The sequence below is a fragment of the Streptomyces corynorhini genome, from assembly GCF_003346515.1.
Classification (GTDB): domain Bacteria; phylum Actinomycetota; class Actinomycetes; order Streptomycetales; family Streptomycetaceae; genus Streptomyces; species Streptomyces corynorhini.
Genome location: NZ_QQNA01000019.1, coordinates 12,713 through 32,020 on the forward strand (window position 1 = coordinate 12,713; position 19,308 = coordinate 32,020).

Annotated in this window: 21 protein-coding genes; 17 read left to right on the forward strand and 4 right to left on the reverse strand. The window is 73.0% G+C overall.

The features are described from left to right. The first annotated feature begins 101 nt into the window (after window positions 1-101). The 4 genes from DVH02_RS03315 to DVH02_RS03330 all read left to right on the forward strand — a co-directional run bounded on the left by DVH02_RS03315 (window position 102) and on the right by DVH02_RS03330 (window position 3,805). Window positions 102-830 (forward strand): ABC transporter permease, encoded by a 729-nt coding sequence (locus DVH02_RS03315; protein WP_114622149.1) that lies wholly within the window; start codon window positions 102-104, stop codon window positions 828-830. Between the two features lie 2 nt (window positions 831-832). Further along, on the forward strand, window positions 833-1,567 hold the full coding sequence (locus DVH02_RS03320; protein ID WP_114622150.1) for an ABC transporter permease: 735 nt from the start codon (window positions 833-835) through the stop codon (window positions 1,565-1,567). Window positions 1,568-1,604: 37 nt separating this feature from the next. After that, entirely contained in the window at window positions 1,605-2,582 is a 978-nt protein-coding gene (locus tag DVH02_RS03325) for an ABC transporter substrate-binding protein (RefSeq protein ID WP_114622172.1), read from the forward strand. Window positions 2,583-2,734: 152 nt separating this feature from the next. Continuing rightward, a complete protein-coding gene (locus DVH02_RS03330) occupies window positions 2,735-3,805 on the forward strand; it encodes a hypothetical protein (protein ID WP_199566150.1) in 1,071 nt (356 codons plus the stop codon). 147 nt (window positions 3,806-3,952) lie between these two features. Here DVH02_RS03330 and DVH02_RS03335 read toward each other — a convergent pair whose 3' ends face one another. After that, window positions 3,953-5,104, reverse strand: coding sequence for an NADH-quinone oxidoreductase subunit D (locus DVH02_RS03335; protein ID WP_114622151.1), 1,152 nt, complete (start codon window positions 5,102-5,104; stop codon window positions 3,953-3,955). Then, on the reverse strand, window positions 5,101-6,066 hold the full coding sequence (locus DVH02_RS03340; RefSeq protein WP_233518018.1) for an SAM-dependent methyltransferase: 966 nt from the start codon (window positions 6,064-6,066) through the stop codon (window positions 5,101-5,103). Before DVH02_RS03340 ends, DVH02_RS03335 begins: the two co-directional genes overlap by 4 nt. Window positions 6,067-6,279: 213 nt before the next feature. On the opposite strand from DVH02_RS03340, the gene DVH02_RS03345 reads away from it, so the two are divergent. After that, on the forward strand, window positions 6,280-7,479 hold the full coding sequence (locus DVH02_RS03345; protein WP_114622152.1) for a sensor histidine kinase: 1,200 nt from the start codon (window positions 6,280-6,282) through the stop codon (window positions 7,477-7,479). A 184-nt stretch (window positions 7,480-7,663) separates the two neighbouring features. Beyond that, window positions 7,664-8,338 carry a response regulator gene (locus DVH02_RS03350; RefSeq protein WP_114622153.1) on the forward strand — a complete coding sequence of 225 codons (675 nt, stop codon included), beginning with the start codon at window positions 7,664-7,666 and terminating at the stop codon, window positions 8,336-8,338. Window positions 8,339-8,447: 109 nt separating this feature from the next. Here the strand turns inward: DVH02_RS03350 and DVH02_RS03355 are convergent, their stop codons facing one another. After that, the gene (locus tag DVH02_RS03355; RefSeq protein WP_114622175.1) at window positions 8,448-9,587 is read right to left on the reverse strand and encodes a DUF5937 family protein; all 1,140 of its coding nucleotides are present in this window, start codon (window positions 9,585-9,587) and stop codon (window positions 8,448-8,450) included. A gap of 100 nt (window positions 9,588-9,687) precedes the next feature. Between DVH02_RS03355 and DVH02_RS03360 the strand changes: the two genes are divergently transcribed. The 11 genes from DVH02_RS03360 (at window position 9,688) to DVH02_RS03410 (ending at window position 18,218) form a co-directional block, all read left to right on the forward strand. Further along, window positions 9,688-9,930, forward strand: a complete 243-nt coding sequence (locus tag DVH02_RS03360) for a hypothetical protein (RefSeq protein WP_114622154.1) — start codon at window positions 9,688-9,690, stop codon at window positions 9,928-9,930. A gap of 87 nt (window positions 9,931-10,017) precedes the next feature. Continuing rightward, on the forward strand, window positions 10,018-11,025 hold the full coding sequence (locus tag DVH02_RS03365; RefSeq protein ID WP_233518016.1) for a Rossmann-like and DUF2520 domain-containing protein: 1,008 nt from the start codon (window positions 10,018-10,020) through the stop codon (window positions 11,023-11,025). Further along, window positions 11,022-11,942 carry a pantoate--beta-alanine ligase gene (gene panC / locus DVH02_RS03370; protein ID WP_114622156.1) on the forward strand — a complete coding sequence of 307 codons (921 nt, stop codon included), beginning with the start codon at window positions 11,022-11,024 and terminating at the stop codon, window positions 11,940-11,942. The genes DVH02_RS03365 and panC overlap by 4 nt, the downstream gene beginning before the upstream one ends. Continuing rightward, window positions 11,939-13,753 (forward strand): L-aspartate oxidase, encoded by a 1,815-nt coding sequence (locus DVH02_RS03375; protein WP_114622157.1) that lies wholly within the window; start codon window positions 11,939-11,941, stop codon window positions 13,751-13,753. Before panC ends, DVH02_RS03375 begins: the two co-directional genes overlap by 4 nt. 2 nt (window positions 13,754-13,755) lie before the next feature. Next, complete coding sequence (nadC, locus tag DVH02_RS03380; protein ID WP_114622158.1) at window positions 13,756-14,826, forward strand: carboxylating nicotinate-nucleotide diphosphorylase; 1,071 nt, start codon at window positions 13,756-13,758, stop codon at window positions 14,824-14,826. Further along, entirely contained in the window at window positions 14,826-15,623 is a 798-nt protein-coding gene (locus DVH02_RS03385; protein ID WP_114622159.1) for a type III pantothenate kinase, read from the forward strand. The genes nadC and DVH02_RS03385 overlap by 1 nt, the downstream gene beginning before the upstream one ends. Window positions 15,624-15,824: 201 nt before the next feature. Continuing rightward, a complete protein-coding gene (locus tag DVH02_RS03390; protein ID WP_114622160.1) occupies window positions 15,825-16,448 on the forward strand; it encodes a hypothetical protein in 624 nt (207 codons plus the stop codon). 14 nt (window positions 16,449-16,462) lie between these two features. After that, the gene (locus DVH02_RS03395; RefSeq protein ID WP_114622161.1) at window positions 16,463-16,654 is read left to right on the forward strand and encodes a hypothetical protein; all 192 of its coding nucleotides are present in this window, start codon (window positions 16,463-16,465) and stop codon (window positions 16,652-16,654) included. 112 nt (window positions 16,655-16,766) lie between these two features. Next, window positions 16,767-17,189, forward strand: coding sequence for a BlaI/MecI/CopY family transcriptional regulator (locus DVH02_RS03400; protein WP_114622162.1), 423 nt, complete (start codon window positions 16,767-16,769; stop codon window positions 17,187-17,189). 9 nt (window positions 17,190-17,198) lie between these two features. Continuing rightward, the gene (locus tag DVH02_RS03405) at window positions 17,199-17,738 is read left to right on the forward strand and encodes an amino-acid N-acetyltransferase (RefSeq protein WP_114622163.1); all 540 of its coding nucleotides are present in this window, start codon (window positions 17,199-17,201) and stop codon (window positions 17,736-17,738) included. Window positions 17,739-17,882: 144 nt separating this feature from the next. After that, window positions 17,883-18,218 carry a histone-like nucleoid-structuring protein Lsr2 gene (locus tag DVH02_RS03410; protein ID WP_114622164.1) on the forward strand — a complete coding sequence of 112 codons (336 nt, stop codon included), beginning with the start codon at window positions 17,883-17,885 and terminating at the stop codon, window positions 18,216-18,218. On the opposite strand, the gene DVH02_RS03415 is transcribed toward DVH02_RS03410, so the two are convergent. Further along, the gene (locus DVH02_RS03415) at window positions 18,197-18,787 is read right to left on the reverse strand and encodes an SCO3374 family protein (protein WP_114622165.1); all 591 of its coding nucleotides are present in this window, start codon (window positions 18,785-18,787) and stop codon (window positions 18,197-18,199) included. The genes DVH02_RS03410 and DVH02_RS03415 overlap by 22 nt on opposite strands. Window positions 18,788-19,308: the final 521 nt, after the last annotated feature.

Below are 19,308 nucleotides of genomic sequence, written 5' to 3' on the forward strand. Positions count from 1 at the left end.
CTTCCGCGAATGTCAGTGGTCGGGGATAGGGTCGCCGGACATAGGTGCCACACATACGCGCGGCACACATACTCAGCGGAAGACGGGGGAGGTGGGGACGGATGAGTGCGCGAGGATGCCTGGCGGCGAACGACTGGATCTGCGGCGAATATCTCCGCTCCCGCGGTCAGGAGCTGACCGACGCCACGGTCCAGCACGTGTGGATCACGGTGGTCTCGGTCGCCATCGGGCTGGCGGTGGCATTTCCGCTGGCGCTGCTGGCGCGGAGCAGGCCCGCTTTCGCCGGGCCGGTGCTGGGTCTGACGACCCTGCTCTACACGATTCCCTCCCTGGCGATGTTCTCGCTGCTGCTGCCGCTGTTCGGTCTCTCCGCGGGGCTGGTGATCACGGGTCTCGTGCTGTATTCACTGACGATTCTCGTCCGGAACATCATGGCCGGGCTGGAATCCGTTCCGGAAGAGGCCAGGGAAGCGGCGCGCGGGATGGGATACGGGCCGGGAAGGCTGCTCTGGGAGGTCGAGCTGCCGCTCGCGCTGCCGGCGCTGATGGCGGGGCTGCGCATCGCCACGGTCTCCACGATCGCCCTGACCACGGTCGGCTCGATCGTCGGCAGGGGCGGGCTCGGCAATCTCATCGAGGACGCGCTGTCGAGCTTCTTCAAGGCGCAGGTGCTGGCGGCGTCCGTGCTCTGCGTGCTGCTGGCGGTCGTCGCCGATCTGCTGCTGCTGGGCGTGCAGCGGCTGCTGACGCCCTGGACCCGCATACGTACGCCCGACAAGGCGGTACGCGCGCCTGAGGGCGCGTCCGCGTCGGCCGGGGCGGTGGCGTGACGATGGGTGTGCTGTCGGACGCGTGGTCCTGGCTGACCACGGGCGCCAACTGGTCGGGCGACGGCGGGGTGTGGCACCGCCTCCAGGAGCATGTGTACGTGAGCGGGCTCTCGCTCGCCCTGGCCTGCGCGATCGCCCTGCCGGTGGCCCTGTGGCTGGGCCACATCGGCAAGGGCGGCTCCCTCGCGATCAACATCTCCAACGCGGGCCGGGCCATCCCCGTCTTCGCGGTGCTCGCGCTCTTCATGGTCTCCCCGCTGCGCAACGCGGGCTCGGTGCCGACCGTGATCGCGCTGGTGCTGTTCGCCGTGCCGCCGCTGCTGACCAACGCCTATGTGGGGATGCGGGCGGTGGACCGCGCGGTGGTGGAGGCCGCCCGGGGGATGGGGATGTCGGGCCGCCAGCTCTTCGTACGGGTGGAGCTGCCCCTCGCCTACCCGCTGATCATGACCGGACTGCGGTCCGCCTCCGTGCAGGTGGTCGCCACCGCGACCATCGCGGCGATGGTGGGGCAGGGCGGCCTCGGCCGGCTCATCACCGCCGGATTCAACACGTACAACACCGCGCAGGTGGTCGCGGGCGCACTCCTGGTCGCGCTGCTCGCGCTGCTCGTCGAGGGGGTGCTGGTGGCGATCGACCGGATCATCGACCCGGCGCCGTCCATAGCCGCCCCCGGTCCGGCTCCGGACCGTACGGCGGCCCCGGCTTCCCCGGCCCCCGCCCGCAAGACCGCGTGACGACCGACCTTTTGGCCTCTTGGAGATGGTGGACATCATGAGCAAGACCTCGCGCATAGCGGGTGCGGCACTGGGAGTGGTCGCGCTGACCGTCTCGCTCGCCGCGTGCGGCGGCGACAGCCTGGAGAAGGACAACGCAGGCTCGGACTCCGGCTCCGGCTCGGGCAAGAAGGGCTCGCTGGTCATCGGTGCGGCCGCCTTCACCGAGTCGAAGGTGCTGGCCGAGCTGTACGCCCGGATCCTCGCCGACTCCGGCTACTCCACCTCCGTCACGACGGTGAAGAACCGCGAGCTGTACGAGCCCTCCCTGGAGAAGGGCGAGATCGACGTGGTCCCGGAATACGCCGCGACGATCACGGAATTCCTCAACGCCAAGGTGAACGGCGCGAAGACGGCGGAGGCGAAGCCCCTCGCCTCCAGCGACGCCGACGCGACCGTCGCCGAGCTGAAGAAGCTCGCCGAGCCGCGCGGGCTGAAGGTGCTCCCGGCCGGGCGGGCGGTCGACCAGAATGCCTTCGCGGTCACGAAGGAATTCGCCGAGAAGAACAAGCTCAAGACGCTTTCCGACCTCGGCAAGAGCAAGATCGAAGTGAAGATCGCCGCAGGTGACGAGTGCGCCGTCCGGCCGTTCTGCGCGCCCGGCCTCAAGAAGACGTACGGCATCGATGTCACGGACATCGACCCGAAGGGCGTCGGCACTCCGCAGTCCAAGCAGGCCGTCAAGGACGGCGTGGACCAACTCGTCCTCACCTCCACCACCGACGGCACGCTCGACAGCTTCGGGCTCGTGGTCCTGGAGGACGACAAGAAGCTGCAGAACGCGGACAACGTCCTGCCGGTCGTCAATGCCAAGGACGCCGGTTCACAGGAGATAGCCGACGTTCTGGGCAAGCTGACAGCTGCTCTGACGACCGAGGATCTCGGGAAGTTGAACCTCAAGGTCGACGGCGAGCGGGCGAAGCCGGAGGACGTCGCCAAGGAGTATCTGGAGTCCAAAGGTCTGGTCAAGAAGTAGCTCCCGCGCGGGTGGCGCCGGGTAACCCGCAACAGGCATAAAGGAGTTCTCCAGCGGAAACGGAAGAGGAACGGCGGGGGCCCGGCCACAGACCGGGAAAGATTGTCCGACCGGTGCCCCATTCGGCTCCCACGCACGGTAAATTTCAGGCCATGCCACGTGGACGCCACCGCCATTCCCCACCCCTCCACAAGCTTCTGCCGCCCACGGCGGTCGCCGGAGCCGCGGTCCTCTGCGCCGCGGGCGCCTGGCTGTTCGCCGATCCGCTGGTGCTGCGCGGGCTCGTCGCCGCGGCGGCGGCCGCCGCCGTCACCGGCGCGGTCTTCATGCGCGGCTGGGACCGCAGCGCGGGCCGCCAGGTCGCCGAGCTGGCGCGCGGACGCGAGAGCGACCAGTGGAAGACCGAGGAGCGCGTGGCCGAACTGGAGGCCGACGTCGAGGAGTCGCGCGAGTTGCGCGGCAAGCTCGACGCCAAACTCCGGGCCAAGCGCGTCGAGCTGGCCAAGCTGCGCGGCGAGCACGCCGCGCTGCTGCGGCGCTACGCCACGGCGGAGACCGAGCGGGCCACGGCGCTGGAGGGGCGGCGGCAGCTCGCCCTGGAGGCGGCGGCCGAGCCCAAGGCGCTGACCGCCGCGAGCGATACGGCGTCCGCGGCGGCGTATCTCGGCGCCGCCCGCGCCCTGGACGAGCTGGCGCGCAACGGCGCCGCCCAGCAGGCCAGGCGCACCGTCGAGGCGGCCCGCGCCCGCGATCTGGCCGAGCGGGCCACGGAGGCCGAGGACCAGCGGGGGAAGCACGCGGCGGACACGGGGGCCGAGCACAGCCGCCCGGTCGCCCTGCCCGCCACCCGGGTGCCGACCGCGTCCGCGATCGTGCCGTACTCCCCGCTGCGCCGCCCGGTGCGGCCGGAGGGCGGCTTCGACTTCTTCGGCGCGGAGAACCGGCCCGAGGGAGACGAACAGCCCCACGACGAGGCACCGTCGGGCGGGAGCCGGGGGGAGACCGGGGAAGAGGCCGGAGGCGAGGGCGAGAGCGGGGGCGACCGGCCCGGCCCGGCGGCCCGGCTGGAGCGCGAGGACCTCGCGGACGTCGTCGGTGAGGAGGCGCTCGCCGAGCGCCGCAGGTCGGAGGACCGGGGCGTCGGACAGGTCATCGACCTGACCGCGCACGACGAGACCGAGCGGCTCGAACTCGGCGAGCTGCGCGGCGCCGTCGGTTCCTGACGGGCCGCTGTCCCGGGCCACTGTCCCAGGCCACCGTCCCGATCCGGTGGGCCAGGATCGGCCGGGCCCCGAGCGGCCTGACCCGATCGGCCGGGCCCGATCCGGCGCCCCTGGTGAGGCTGCCTGCCTACTCGTCGGTGTCGTCGCCTACTTGTCGATGTCGCCGACGACGAAGAACAGCGACCCCAGGATCGCCACCATGTCCGCCACCTGCGTCCCTGGCAGCAGTTCGGTCAGCGCCTGGATGTTGTTGAACGAGGCCGAGCGCAGCTTCAGCCGGTACGGCGTCTTCTCGCCCTTCGACACCAGGTAGTAGCCGTTGACGCCGAGCGGGTTCTCCGTCCAGGCGTACGTGTGGCCCTCCGGGGCCTTCAGCACCTTGGGCAGCCGCTGGTTGATCGGGCCCGGCGGCAGCTCGGCGATCCGGTCCAGGCAGGCGTCCGCCAGCGCCAGCGCGTTGTGCGTCTGGTCCAGCAGGCATTCGAACCGCGCCAGGCAGTCGCCCTCCTCGCGGGTCACCACCTTGAGCGTGCCGCCCAGTTCGCCGTAGCCGAGATACGGCTCGTCGCGGCGCAGGTCGAAGTCCACCCCCGAGGCGCGGGCGATCGGCCCCGACACCCCGTACGCGTGCACCGCCTCCCGCGACAGCACCCCGACGCCGCGCGTACGCCCCCGGAAGATCTCGTTGCCGAGGACCAGCCGGTCGTACACGTCCATCCGCGAGCGCACGTCGGCGATCGCGTGCCGGGCGCGGCCCTGCCAGCCCGCCGGAAGGTCCTCCTTGAGGCCGCCGACCCGGTTGAACATGTAGTGCATCCGGCCGCCGGAGATCTCCTCCATCACGGCCTGCAGCTCCTCGCGCTCCCGGAACGCGTGGAACATCGGGGTGATGCCGCCCAGCTCCAGCGGATACGAGCCGAGGAACATCAGATGGTTCAGCACCCGGTTCAGCTCGGCGAGCAGCGTCCTGGTCCACACGGCGCGCTCGGGCACCTCCATGCCGAGCATCCGCTCGACGGCCATCACCACACCCAGCTCGTTGGCGAACGCCGACAGCCAGTCGTGGCGGTTGGCGAGCATCACGATCTGCCGGTAGTCCCGCGCCTCGAAAAGCTTCTCCGCACCCCGGTGCATATAGCCGATCACCGGCTCCGCCTGCCGGATCACCTCGCCGTCCAGCACGAGGCGCAGCCGGAGCACACCGTGGGTGGAGGGGTGCTGCGGACCGATATTGAGCACCATGTCGGTGCTCTCCGCCGCGCCGCCGATGCCGACCGTCGTCCGGGTGGTCTCCGTCATGGGCCACAGTCTCTCAGAGCGCCGTCCGGGCCACTCGGAGCGGTACCGACCGGCTGGACGAGCCACCCGAAGTCGCCCAGCCCGCCGCGCGCCGTCAGCTCCGCCGCCGCCCCGGCCGCCGACAGCGCCCGTACGTAGCCGGGCGGGTCGGTGGCGGCGAGGGCGAGCGGCGGGCGCGCCCCGCTCACCCCGAGCCTGCGCAGCGCCTCGCGCTGCGTCAGCAGCTCCGCGCCGGGCAACGCGCAGGCGTCCAGGGCCACATGGGCGGTCAGATCGCGCCCGCCGTCCGGTACGGGAGCCACCTCGCGGCCCGCCCGGAAGCCGGTCAGGGTGCCGAACGGCGGGCGGGCCGCCCGTACGTGCGCGTAGTCGACGGCGACGGCGAGCCCCCGCTCCAGGGTGGCCACCGCCGCCGCCCACGCCTCGTCGCGGGGGCGGCCGATCTCCGCCCGCGTCCCGGGGCCGGCCGCCGGCCACCAGCGCTCCAGCCACCGGGCGTCGGCGCCCTCGACCGGCTCGCCCGGCTCCTCGGAGCCGTCCGGCCGGACCAGGACGTAGCGCACCACACCGTCCTCGCCGGTCTCCGCGACGTCGACGGGCACGTTGTCGAGCCACTCGTTCGCGAACAGCAGCCCCCGCACCCCGCGCGGCGGCCGCGCGCACCACTCGATCCTCGGGTCGAGCCCGGCGGGCCTGGCGGCGCGCTCGACGGCGTACGGGCGCACCGTGAGGCCGTCGGGGACCGCCGCCAGGATCCCGGTCAGCAGCTCGCCGTGGCCCGCGCCGAGGTCGACGACCGCGATCTCGTCGGTCGCCAGCTCCCGCGCCGTCCCGGCCAGCAGCCGGGCCACGGCGGTGGCGAAGAGCGGGGAGGCGTGCACGGAGGTACGGAAGTGCGCGGCGGGGCCCTCGGGGCGCAGATAGAAGCCGTCCGGGCCGTACAGCGCCGCCTCGGCGGCCACGCGCCACCGTACGGGCTCCGCCTCCGCCGCCCCGGCCCGCCGTTCCGGTTCCGTCCCGTACCGGCCGCCGCGCGTGCCCCGCGCCCTGTCCGTCTCGTGCGTCACATCATCCACCACGACGCCAAGTCTCCACCTTGGGGAGTACGCTTCCGCCGACCGGATCGACCCTCCGGTTGACCCGTCCGCCGTCTCCGCCTCCCTACGCTGGGTTACGTGCAGCGCTTCTACGACTTCCTCCGCAGACACCCGACGAGTGTCGACAGTTTTCTGGCTGTCCTCCTCTTCGGGTTCTCCCTGTTGTGGGCGGTCCAGACGAACCTCGGCGTCGCGCCCCGGCTGGTGGCGATGGCGGCCGTTCTGCTGCTGAGCCTGTCGGTGGCGCTGCGCCGTCGCGCGCCCGCCAAGATCCTGCTCCTGGTGACGGCCGTGGGCGTCGCGCAGCTCGTGCTGGACGTGGATGTCAACCCGGCGGACTTCGCGATGCTGGTGATCATCTACACCGTCGCCTCGGAGGGCGGCCCGCGCTGGGCCTCCCGGTTCGCGCTGATCGGCGGGCTGCTCGCCGCGCCGCTGTCCCAGCTGCGCTGGCCGTCGGGTGACGACGGGGTGCCGGGCCGGTTCTTCGCCGCGGTGGTGCTGGCCGTGCCCTTCGTCCTCGCCTGGGTGCTCGGCGACTCGATCAGGACCCGGCGCGCCTACCTGGAGCAGCTGGAGGAGCGCGCCACCCGGCTGGAGAAGGAGCGCGAGGCACAGGCCAAGGTGGCGGTCGCCGCCGAGCGCGCCAGGATCGCCCGTGAGCTGCACGATGTCGTCGCGCACAACGTCTCGGTGATGGTGGTCCAGGCCGACGGTGCCGCCTACGTCCTGGATGCCGCGCCCGACCAGGCGAAACAGGCGCTGGAGACCATTTCGAGCACGGGCCGCCAGGCGCTCGCCGAGATGCGCCGACTGCTCGGGGTGCTGCGGACCGGCGATGCCAAGGAGAGCGGCGAGTACGTGCCGCAGCCCGATGTGGGCCAGATCGAGGAGCTGATCGAGAAGGTGCGCGAGGCCGGTCTCGCCGTGGACTTCCGCGTCGAGGGCACCGCCCGCCCGCTGCCCAGCGGCGTCGAGCTGACGGCGTACCGCATCGTGCAGGAGGCGCTCACCAACAGCCGCAAGCACGGCGGTCCCGATGTCGGCGCCAGCGTGCGGCTCGTCTACTTCGACGACGGACTGGGGCTGCTGGTGGAGGACGACGGCCGGGGCGCGGCCCAGGAGCTGTACGTGGACGGTGGGGCGGACGGCCGCGGGCACGGGATGATCGGGATGCGGGAGCGGGTCGGTATGGTCGGCGGCACGCTGGACGCCGGGCCGCGGCCCGGCGGCGGATTCCGGATCAGCGCGCTGCTGCCGCTGAAGCCCGCGGACTGAGCGCGAGCCGTCCGGTCGCCGTCGCCGTCCGTCCCCGGTCCCATCCGGCTGTCGCGCCCCTTCCGCTCCGCCGTCCGCCTCTCCTCCGCCGTCCGCCTCTCCTCCGCCGTCCGTCCCTTCTCCGCCGTACGTCCCCCGCCTTCTTCCCCGTTCCGCTCGGCCTACTGGACAAGGACCCCCCCATATGTCGATTCGCGTGATGCTCGTCGACGATCAGGTACTTCTGCGCACCGGTTTCCGTATGGTGCTGGCCGCGCAGCCGGACATGGATGTCGTCGCCGAGGCAGGCAACGGCGCCGAGGCCATCGAGACGCTCCGCTCCACCAAGGTGGACGTCGTCCTGATGGACGTGCGCATGCCCCGGCTGGACGGCGTCGAGGCCACCCGCCGGATCTGCGCCCAGCCCGGCGCCCCCAGAGTGCTGATCCTGACCACCTTCGACCTCGACGAGTACGCGTTCTCCGGTCTCAAGGCGGGCGCCAGCGGGTTCATGCTGAAGGACGTCCCGCCGGGCGAGCTGCTGAGCGCGATCCGCGCGGTGCACAGCGGCGACGCGGTCGTCGCCCCGTCCACCACGCGTCGGCTCCTGGACCGCTTCTCACCGATGCTGCCGGGCGGCGCGCAGCCGCGGAACAAGGAGCTGGACCGGCTGACCAGCCGCGAGAGCGAAGTGCTGCTGCTGGTCGCGCAGGGGCTGTCGAACGGCGAGATCGCGGGCCGGCTGGTGCTCTCCGAGGCGACCGTGAAGACGCATGTCGGCCGGATCCTCACCAAACTCGGCCTGCGCGACCGCGTCCAGGTCGTGGTCCTCGCCTACGAGACCGGGCTGGTGCGCGCCGGGGGCAACCCGGGGCTCTGAGCGGCCCGTCTCGCCCGCCGCTCGCCCGCCTGCCGCTCTCCCGTCGCTCGCCGGGCGCGTGACCGGGCCGTGGCCGGGCCGTGGCCGGAGCCGGACACGTACGGTCCGTTCAGCGCAGCATCCCCTCCAGGAAGTCGCTGCCGAGCCGCGCCACCACGGCGACGTCCAGCTGGTGCAGTACGTAGCGGCCGCGCCGCTGCGTCGTCAGCAGCCCCGCCTTGCGCAGCACGGCGAGGTGCCGGGAGACCTCGGGTGCGGTGATCCCGTTCGCGTCGGCCAGCTCGCCCGTCGTGTACGCGCCCCGCGCGAGGTAGCGGCAGAGCCGCATCCGCTGCGGGTGGGCGACGGCCTCCAGGCGCAGCTTGACGGTGTCGACCGGGGTGCTGGCGCCGGCCAGTTCGCGGCCGGAGACCGGGTACTGGACGACGGGCTGCCAGCCCGGGGCGTGCAGCGCGATCAGGTGCGGCCACCCGAAGGCGGTGGGCAGCAGCGTCACGCCTGCGCCGGATCCCGAGCCGGATCCCGAGCCGGATCCCGAGCCCGAGTCGGCTTCGAAGGCGGTCGTCCGGCCGTGGCCGAGCTTGTCCACGACGATCCGCGTGCGTGGACCGTCCCGCTCGACCGTGACCGCGGGGGAGACCGCCGCCATCGCTTCGGCGAGCCCCTGACGGCGCAGCAGCTCCGTCTTGTGGCGGGCGTCGGCGGCGAGCTGCACCCGCACGCGCCGCCAGGTGTCCGCGAAGAACACCTCGTCGCACTCCTCGAACAGCCGCCGTATCCACGCCCTGACGGCGGGCGGGTCGTCGAGCATGCGACGGGCGAAGGCCGCCTGACGCGGGCCCCTGGCCGCCGCCAGCTCCAGGGCGCGCTTGCGCACGGCCGCGTCGACGAGCGGCGACGCGATGCCCTCCCCGTACCGGCTGGCGCAGGAGATCTCCATCGCGGCGGCGACGTACCGCTCGTCGTCCATCCGGTCGAGGTCGTCCAGCTCCTCGGCGAGGGTCTCGCGCGGCGTGGGAGGCAGCAGGATGTCGGCGCGGGCGGCACGCCACAGGAAGTCCGCCTCGTGCAGCCGGTCGGCCAGCTCGGGCTTGAGGGAGGCGGCGGTGGCGGTGGTCCAGCCGTGCAGCCTGGCGTGGTGGCCGGGCTCGGACAGCGCGTGCAGGGCCGCCGCCAGCTCGGCCAGCGGGGAGGGGGCGAACGAGATCCGCTCCTGGGGCAGCCCGGTGATGTCGATGAACACGCTCATGTCCTCCATGCTGCCTCCCCCCACTGACAACGGGCGCCTCGATTGACGGCGCCCGTCAATCGGGACGCCCGGAGCCGGGTGCCCGGCGCAGGGTTGGCGCATGGACGCCATTCAGCAGCACATGCTCGACAGCTACCGCGCCACCCTCCGGGGCGAGCCGGTCCCGCCGTCTCCCGGCCGGTACGACCGGGAGACGCTGCGCACGATCCGCGAGTACCGGCTGCTGCGCGCCGTCGAGACGCCCGCGCCCGGCACCGGCGGCGGCGCGTGGGCGGCGCCGGCCGCGCTGGCCCGGCTGCTCCGCCGCCCGCGCCGCCGACCGCCCGCGCCCGGCGCGCACTGAGCGCGTCCCGGGCGGTCGCGGCAGGCCGGGGGAGGGCGGCCCACAGGCTGTGGACAACCCGGTGGCTGGTGGAAACGCTGGCGTAGCATGGCGAGAAATCGTCCGGTACCCCCTGCGGACTGGAACGGAAGGCCCCGCCGCGTGAACCCACCACCCCAGGCTCCCTTCGATCCCCGGGACCGCCCCGCCCGGCTCGGCGTCGGTGTCGTCGGCGCCGGCCGGGTGGGCCCCGCCCTCGCCGCGTCGCTGCGGCAGGCCGGGCACCACCCCGTCGCCGTGTCCGGGGTCTCCGACGCCTCGGTGCGCAGAGCGGGCGTGCTGCTGCCCGGCGTGCCGCTGGTCACCCCCGCCGACGTGCTCGCCCGCGCCGACCTGGTGCTGCTGACCGTCCCCGACGACGCGCTGCCGGGGCTGGTCGAGGGCCTCGCGGAGACCGGTGCCGTACGGCCGGGACAGCTGCTCGTGCACACCTCGGGGCGGTACGGCGTCAAGGTCCTCGAACCGGCCCTGCGCGCCGGGGCCCTGCCCCTCGCCCTCCACCCGGCCATGACCTTCACCGGCAGCCCGGTGGACGTCCAGCGGCTGGCGGGCTGCTCGTTCGGCGTCACCGCGCCCGAGGAGCTGCGGCTGGCCGCGGAGGCGCTCGTCATCGAGATGGGCGGCGAGCCGGAGTGGATCGCGGAGGAGTCCCGTCCGCTCTACCACGCCGCCCTGGCCCTGGGCGCGAACCACCTGGTCACCCTGGTCGCCCAGGCCATGGAGCTGCTCCGTACGGCCGGGGTCGCCGCCCCCGACCGGATGCTCGGCCCGCTGCTCGGCGCCGCCCTGGACAACGCGCTGCGCTCCGGCGACGCCGCGCTCACCGGGCCGGTCGCGCGCGGCGACGCGGGTACGGTCGCGGCGCACGTGGCGGAGTTGCGCGCGCACGCGCCCGGCGCCGTCGCCGGATATCTGGCGATGGCCCGCACCACCGCCGACCGGGCGCTCGCGCACGGGCTGCTCAAGCCCGAGCTGGCCGAGGACCTCCTCGGCGTCCTCGCGGCCGGCGACAGCCTCGGCGACCCGCGCGGAGGCGGCACGGGGGGCGCCCGATGAGCCTCGCCCTCGCCACCTCCCGCGCCGATCTCGACAAGCTCCCGCAGCGGCGCGCCGCCCCCGGCGGTACCGCCCCGGCCCGTACCGCCGCCGTGCTCACCATGGGCGCGCTCCACGAGGGCCACGCGGCGCTCGTACGGGCGGCGCGCGCCCACGTCGGACCGGACGGGTTCGTCGTGGTCACCGTCTTCGTCAACCCGCTCCAGTTCGGCGCGGGGGAGGACCTCGACCGCTATCCGCGCACCCTGGACGCCGATCTGGAGGTGGCAGGGAAGGCGGGGGCCGACGCCGTCTTCGCCCCGTCCACCGAAGAGGTCTACCCGGACGGGGCGCCCCTGGTGACGCTCGCGGCCGGGCCCATGGGCGAGCGCCTCGAAGGCGCCTCGCGCCCCGGCCACTTCGACGGGATGCTCACCGTCGTCGGCAAGCTGCTGCACCTCACCCGCGCCGACGCCTCGTTCTTCGGCACCAAGGACGCCCAGCAGCTGGCCCTGGTCCGCCGGATGGTCCGCGATCTGAACTTCCCGGTCGAGATCGTCGGCGTACCGACGGTGCGCGAGGAGGACGGTCTCGCGCTCTCCAGCCGCAACCGCTATCTCTCCCCGGCCGAACGCCACACCGCCCTGGCCCTCTCCCGGGTGCTGTTCGCGGCCCGCGACGCCGACGCCCGTGATCTGCCCGACGCCCGCGGCGCGCGCGGCGCCGACGCCGTACGGGCCGCCGCCCGCGCCGTGCTCGACGCGGCGCGCGGCGCGCTGCCGCCGCTGACGCTCGACTATCTGGCGCTCGTCGACCCCGGCGACTTCACCGAGGTCCCCGACGGCCACACCGGCGACGCGGTCCTCGCCGTCGCCGCGCGCGTCGGCACCACCCGGCTGATCGACAACATCACCCTGAGACTTGGAGCGCCCCAATGACCGGACCGGCGAACGGAACCGGAATACGGCTGTCCGCCCCCGCCCCCGGCTGGGCGATCGACGCCGATGTCGTCGTGGTGGGCTCCGGCGTCGCCGGTCTCACCACGGCCCTGCGCTGCACCGCCGCCGGACTGCGTACCGTCGTCGTCACCAAGGCGAGGCTCGACGACGGCTCCACGCGCTGGGCACAGGGCGGCATCGCCGCCGCCCTCGGTGAGGGCGACACCCCCGAACAGCACCTCGCCGACACGCTCGTCGCGGGCGTGGGCCTCTGCGACGAGGACGCCGTGCGCGCCCTGGTCACCGAGGGCCCCGCTGCCGTGCGCCGGCTGATCGACACCGGCGCCCACTTCGACACCTCCGCCACCGGAGAGCTGGAGCTGACCCGCGAAGGCGGCCACCACCGGCGCCGCATAGCCCACGCGGGCGGCGACGCCACCGGCGCCGAGATCTCCCGGGCCCTGGTCGAGGCGGTCCGCGCCGCCGCGCTGCGCACCGTGGAGAACGCGCTCGTCCTCGACCTCCTGACGGACGCGCACGGCCGTACGTCGGGCGTCACGCTCCATGTGATGGGCGAGGGCCAGCACGACGGCGTCGGCGCCGTCCACGCGCCCGCCGTGGTCCTCGCCACCGGCGGCATCGGCCAGGTCTTCTCCGCGACGACCAACCCCGCCGTCTCCACCGGCGACGGTGTGGCGCTCGCGCTGCGGGCCGGCGCCGAGATCTCCGACCTGGAGTTCGTCCAGTTCCACCCGACGGTGCTCTTCCTGGGCAGCGGCGCCGAGGGCCAGCAGCCGCTCGTCTCCGAGGCGGTACGGGGAGAGGGCGCCCACCTCGTGGACGCCGACGGGGTCCGCTTCATGCTCGGCCGGCACGAGCTGGCGGAGCTGGCGCCGCGCGACATCGTCGCCAAGGCGATCGTGCGCAGGATGCGCGAGCGGGGCGCCGATCACATGTATCTGGACGCCAGGCACTTCGGCGCCGCCATGTGGGAGAGCCGCTTCCCGACCATCCTGGCCGCCTGCCGCTCCCACGGCATCGACCCGGTCACCGAGCCCGTCCCGGTGGCGCCCGCCGCCCACTACGCCTCGGGCGGCATCCGTACGGACCTGCGCGGCCGGACCACGGTCCCCGGGCTGTACGCGAGCGGCGAGGCCGCCTGCACGGGCGTGCACGGAGCCAACCGGCTGGCCTCCAACTCCCTGCTGGAGGGCCTGGTCTTCGCGGAGCGCATCGCGGCGGACATCGTCGCGTCGCGGCGCCCCGGCCCGGCGGAACACGGCCCGGCGGAACACGGCCCGGCGGAACACGGCCCTCTTACAGAGGCCGCGGAAAACGCGCCCGAGGCCGCGGAGAACGTCGACGGACTGCCGCTCATCGCCCCCGAGGCACGCCCCGTGATCCAGCGGATCATGTCCATGGGCGCGGGCGTCCTGCGCTCGGCGCGCAGCCTGGAGGAGGCCGCGCGCGCCCTGGAGACCGTGGAGTCGGCCGCGTACGAACCCCTGGCGCCCGGCGCCAAGGCCGCCGTGCCCGGTGTCGACTCCTGGGAGACCACCAACCTGCTCTGCGTCGCGCGCGTCCTGGCCGCGGCCGCGCTGGAGCGCGAGGAGACCCGCGGCTGCCACTGGCGCGAGGACCACCCCGAGCGCGACGACACCGACTGGCGCCGCCACCTCGTCGTCCGGCTGACGCCCGAGCGCCGCCTGGTGCTCGGCCGTACCGGCACGGCGGGCTTCCCGCCCGTCAGCCCCGTACTCATCCCCACCGACCTGCCCCAGCCCCCCGCCGACGCCCCCAGGGAGCCGTAACCGTGAGCACGCACGAAGTCAGTCCACGCCCCGAGCCCGTGGACGTACCGCTCATCCAGATCGGCGCCCCCGCCGCCGCACCGGCCGAGGCGGGCGGCTGCGGTGACGGCTGCGGCTGCGCGGCGGGCGACGACGCGGACGGAGCCGGTCTGGAGTGCGGCCTCGACCCGGCCCTCGCCCAGCTCCTCGCCGACGCCGGACTCGACCCCGTCCTGGTGGAGGACATCGCGCACGTCGCGGTGGAGGAGGACCTCGACGGCGGCGAGGACATCACCTCGGCCGCCACCGTCCCCGACGACGCCGTCGCCACCGGCGACTTCACCGCCCGCGAGAGCGGCACGGTCGCCGGACTGCACATCGCCGAGGCCGTGCTCTCCCTCGTCTGTACGGAGGCGTTCGAGGTCGAGCGGCACGTCCTGGACGGCGACCGCGTCGAGGCGGGCCAGAAGCTGCTGAGCGTGACCACCCGCACCCGCGACCTGCTCACCGCCGAGCGCAGCGCCCTCAACCTGCTGTGCCGACTCTCCGGCATCGCGACCGCCACGCGCGCGTGGGCCGACGCCCTCGAAGGCACCGGCGCCAAGGTCCGCGACACCCGCAAGACCACCCCAGGGCTGCGCACCCTGGAGAAGTACGCGGTGCGCTGCGGGGGCGGCGTCAACCACCGCATGTCGCTCTCGGACGCGGCCCTGGTCAAGGACAACCACGTCGTGGCGGCGGGCGGCGTCGCGCAGGCGTTCAAGGCCGTACGCGCGCGGTTCCCCGACGTGACGGTCGAGGTGGAGGTCGACACCCTCCAGCAGGTCCACGAGGTGCTGGAGGCCGGTGCCGACCTGATCCTGCTGGACAACTTCACCCCGGAGCGGACCGCCGAGGCCGTGGCCGTCGTCGCGGGCCGGGCCGTCCTGGAGTCCTCCGGCCGGCTCTCCCTCGACAGCGCGCGCGCGTACGCGCGGACCGGCGTGGACTTCCTCGCCGTCGGCGCGCTGACGCACTCCTCGCCGATCCTCGACATCGGCCTGGACCTGCGCGAGGCCGCCGGGACGGCCGGGGCCGCCGAGGCGGACGCCTGATGCTGCTCACCATCGACGTTGGCAACACCCACACGGTCCTCGGCCTGTTCGACGGCGAGGAGATCGTCGAGCACTGGCGCATCTCCACCGACGCCCGGCGCACCGCCGACGAACTCGCCGTGCTCCTGCAGGGCCTGATGGGCATGCACCCGCTGCTCGGCGACGAACTGGGCGACGGCATCGAGGGCATCGCGATCTGCTCGACCGTCCCCTCCGTCCTGCACGAGCTGCGCGAGGTGACCCGCCGCTACTACGGCGACGTCCCCGCCGTCCTCGTGGAGCCCGGCATCAAGACCGGCGTGCCGATCCTCATGGACAACCCCAAGGAGGTCGGCGCCGACCGCATCATCAACGCCGTCGCCGCCGTCGAGCTGTACGGCGGCCCGGCGATCGTCGTCGACTTCGGTACGGCGACGACCTTCGACGCGGTCAGCGCGCGCGGCGAGTACACGGGCGGCGTCATCGCCCCCGGCATCGAGATCTCGGTCGAGGCCCTCGGCGTCAAGGGCGCCCAGCTCCGCAAGATCGAGCTGGCCCGGCCGCGCAGCGTCATCGGCAAGAACACGGTCGAGGCGATGCAGTCGGGCATCCTCTACGGCTTCGCGGGACAGGTCGACGGCGTGGTGACCCGGATGGCCCAGGAGCTGGCCGACGACCCCGAGGACGTCACGGTGATCGCGACGGGCGGCCTCGCCCCCATGGTCCTCGGCGAGGCGTCCGTGATCGACGAGCACGAGCCCTGGCTGACCCTGATCGGACTGCGGCTGGTGTACGAGCGCAACGTCTCACGCATGTAGCGCCAGGCCCCCCCGCCCGGCGCCCGCCCGGTCCCCGCCCGTCCGCCTGGTACTCCGGCACCCGCCCCGGCGGGCGGGCGACCGCGCCGCCGTCATCCGTTCGGCGGCGCGGGCCGCGCCAGCGGAGAGGCGTTAAGAGGATTTTGTCCCTTTGGCGCGTACTGTCGCCGCATGCCCACGCCATACGGATCCCGCGGCGGCATGGCCTTCGGCACCGACGAGCTGCGTGTGCTCCGACGTGCCCTCGCCGTTGCCCTCCATCCCACCCCGCTCCCGGACGGGGACATCCAGGCATGTCTGCGGCTCGCCGAGTCCGTGGACGAGGCGATGCACGAGGCCGGGCGGCTGCGGGACTTTCTCCTGGCCGACCTCGCCAGGTACCGCCAGGCCCTCCCCGGCTCGCTCACGGGCTATCTGGAGCTGCTCCAGGACGCCCTGGCCGCCGGGTACGTGCCGCTGCCCGACGACCTCGCCGCGCTGCGCGCCCTGCGCGGCAGCCCGGCCGCCGCGGCGCTCCTGGAGCGCTGCCGGATCCGCGCCGAGCGGTCGGTGCGCGCCCGGCTGGCCGGCCGGGTGTCCGCCGAGGCCCACGCCGTCCACGCCGTCCACGCGGCTCCCGCGCCCCGTACCCGGCTGCTGTCGATCCCGGGCGGCCGGGCCGCCGACGAGCCACGGCGCCCCAAGGAGCCCCAGCGCCCCGCCGAGCCCCGCGAGCCCGCCTCGCCGAAGCCCCCGGCGCCCGGCCGGCCCATGCCCAAGCCGTCCGAGGTCTTCCCGCCACGCCGCCGCCCCACGCCCCCGCCGGAGCGGCTGGCCGCCGGATAGCTACGCTGGGCGCCATGGACTACGTATCCGCGCTTCTGCCGCCCGTGGTGATGGCCGGCTTCTTCATCGGCCTGGTCGTGACGATCGTCAAGAGCCAGGGCGGCCCCAACAAGTTCAAGGAGGACGCCGCCGTCGACGCGGCGTTCTCCCGCGCGGAGGCCGAGCGGCGCCAGGGCGGCCCCGCCCCGGACGCGCGCGGCGCCTGAGCGGCCCCTCGCGCCGAACGTATGACCTGGACGTACGACTGACTCCCCGTCGTACGTCCTTTTTGTTACGTCAATAACCGGCCATTCGGACATCTCGCACTAGGGTGGCGCTGTGCCCCGTCAATTGGGAGACCTGGAAGACGCCGTCATGACCCGCGTCTGGCAATGGAACCGACCGGTCACTGTCCGGGAAGTCCTGGAAGACCTTCAACGGGAGCGGTCCATCGCCTACACCACCGTCATGACCGTAATGGACAATCTCCATCAGAAGGGCTGGGTCCGCAGGGAAGTCGACGGACGCGCCTATCGATATACGGCCGTCTCCACCCGTGCCGCCTACGCCGCCGCACTCATGAACGAGGCGTGGTCGAAGAGCGACAACCCGGCGGCGGCGCTGGTGGCCTTCTTCGGCATGATGTCGCCGGAGCAGCGGACCTCGCTGGAGGATGCCGTCCGTATGGTCCGCGCCCGCCCGGAAGACGCGCGGGAAGAGCGGGCCGAGGGCGCCGGTGAGCCGGACGGGACGGGGCGATAGCGTCCAGCCATGTCCACAGCCCATCCGGTTCCCAATGCCGAAGCAAATGCCCTCACCGTCCGCCGGGCCAGGACCAGGGATGTTCCGGCGGTCCGCCGTCTTGTCGACCCTTACGTCAGTGAAGGCATCCTGCTCGACAAAGCACCGGTGACGCTTTACGAGGACATCCAGGAGTTCTGGGTAGCAGAACGCGACGACGACGCTACTGTCATCGGCTGCGGCGCCCTTCACGTGATGTGGGAAGACCTCGCCGAAGTGCGCACACTCGCCGTGGATCCCGCGGTCAAGGGGGCGGGCGTCGGCCATCTTCTTCTGGACAAGCTGCTGGAGACGGCCCGCTGGCTCGGAGTGCGGCGCGTATTTTGCCTCACCTTCGAAGTCGAGTTCTTCACCAAGCGCGGCTTCGTGGAGATCGGTGAGACACCGGTCGACGGAGATGTCTACAGAGAGCTGCTGCGTTCCTATGACGAGGGCGTTGCCGAGTTCCTCGGTCTCGAACGGGTGAAGCCGAACACCTTGGGCAACAGCCGGATGCTTCTGCACCTGTGATCGCCGCACTCGGCGAGAGCCCTATGTCCGAATCGCGCACGTTTCCCTCGCGCCTGCCCCACTGAACCACTGCCGGGGGTTTGTGTTTTCCTGAGAAAAGCGGTTTCCTTTCCGCGTACTGCATTTTCGATGAAAGGAAATCCGGTGGCACAGAAGGTTCAGGTCCTTCTTGTCGATGACCTCGACGGTGGCGAGGCGGACGAGACAGTCACGTTCGCTCTGGATGGCAAGACCTACGAGATCGACCTCACGACCGCCAATGCGGACAAGCTCCGGGGTCTGCTCGATCCGTACACCAAGGGCGGCCGGCGTACCGGTGGCCGAGGCGCGAGCAGCCGCGGCAAGGGCCGGGTGGCGGCGGGCGGCAACAAGGACACCGCGGAAATCCGCAAGTGGGCCAAGGAGAACGGCTACAGCGTCAACGACCGCGGCCGCGTTCCCGCCGAGATCCGGGAAGCCTACGAGAAGGCCAACGGCTGAGTATTCGTACGAAACGCATTTCTGCGCAGCAGCCGGGCCCGGTGGCACTCAAGAGCCGCCGCGCCCACGAGGCGTACGAGATCGGGGGCACCCCCACCGCTGCCCCCGCTGCTGCCGCCGCCCCCGAACGGGACGAGCGCCGGCAGCGTCGCCTCGACCTCGCGTCCTGGCTCGGGGGGTCGCAGCCATACGGCGGCCCCCTGCGCAGTGGTGCCGCGCCACCCGGGCGGTACGGGGGCCGTCAGGCGCCCGTCCGTGCCGAGAGCGGTCAGTCCCAGCGGGACGCCGCCCCACTCCAGCCAGTCGAGCAGCCCCGGCAGCTCGTCCGCGCCCCCCGGGGCCACCAGGAAGCGCGTCCGGCCCCCCTGGAGTGCCACGGGACCCGTGGCACAGCCGCGCCGCAGCAGCGCGGCCCCGGCGTCCGCGGGCAGCTCCAGCGCGTCGAAACGCGCCCCGGTGAGCAGCAGGACCGGCGGCCCCGCCGCCGTGGGCCAGCCGAGCTTCTCCTCGTACCACCGCGCGGGATCGCCTTCGGGCGCGGCGCGGGGCGGCGGGACAGTGGGAGCCATACCCGGAGCAACTCCCGAACCCCACCCGGAGTTACGCTGTGGTGCCGGAACGTCGCACAGCGTGTCCGTTCCGGCGGCGTCCGGGAGCGCTCACGAGCGCAAGGGTGTTCGCCCGTAGCGGAGGGAACGGGGGTGCGCCGCATGGAGTGTCCGTGCTTGCGGGTAAGAGATTATCGAGTGCCCCTCCCGGCCGTACCCGTCCCGTCGCACCGTCCAGCGCGCGCGCCCGCCCCGCCGGTCAAAAGCCCAGGTAGCTCAGTTACCAGGGCCTTCGGCCGCCGTGCGATCGCACCCGATGGACGGCGTCTCGCCGGGCCGGACCACGCCGGTCGCGGCACGTGTGGGAGGGGGACGACACGCGGTTTCGGACGGCGCGCGTTCGCCATCGGCGTACTGATGGCAGGGGTATCCGCCTGGCCTGCGGGAACATCGTCTCGGACCATCGGGTTGGAGCTGGTGTCCGACGTTCAGGGCTGAGAGCCTGGGACAGGTGTCAGCAGTTGGAATGAGCGGTCCCCGCT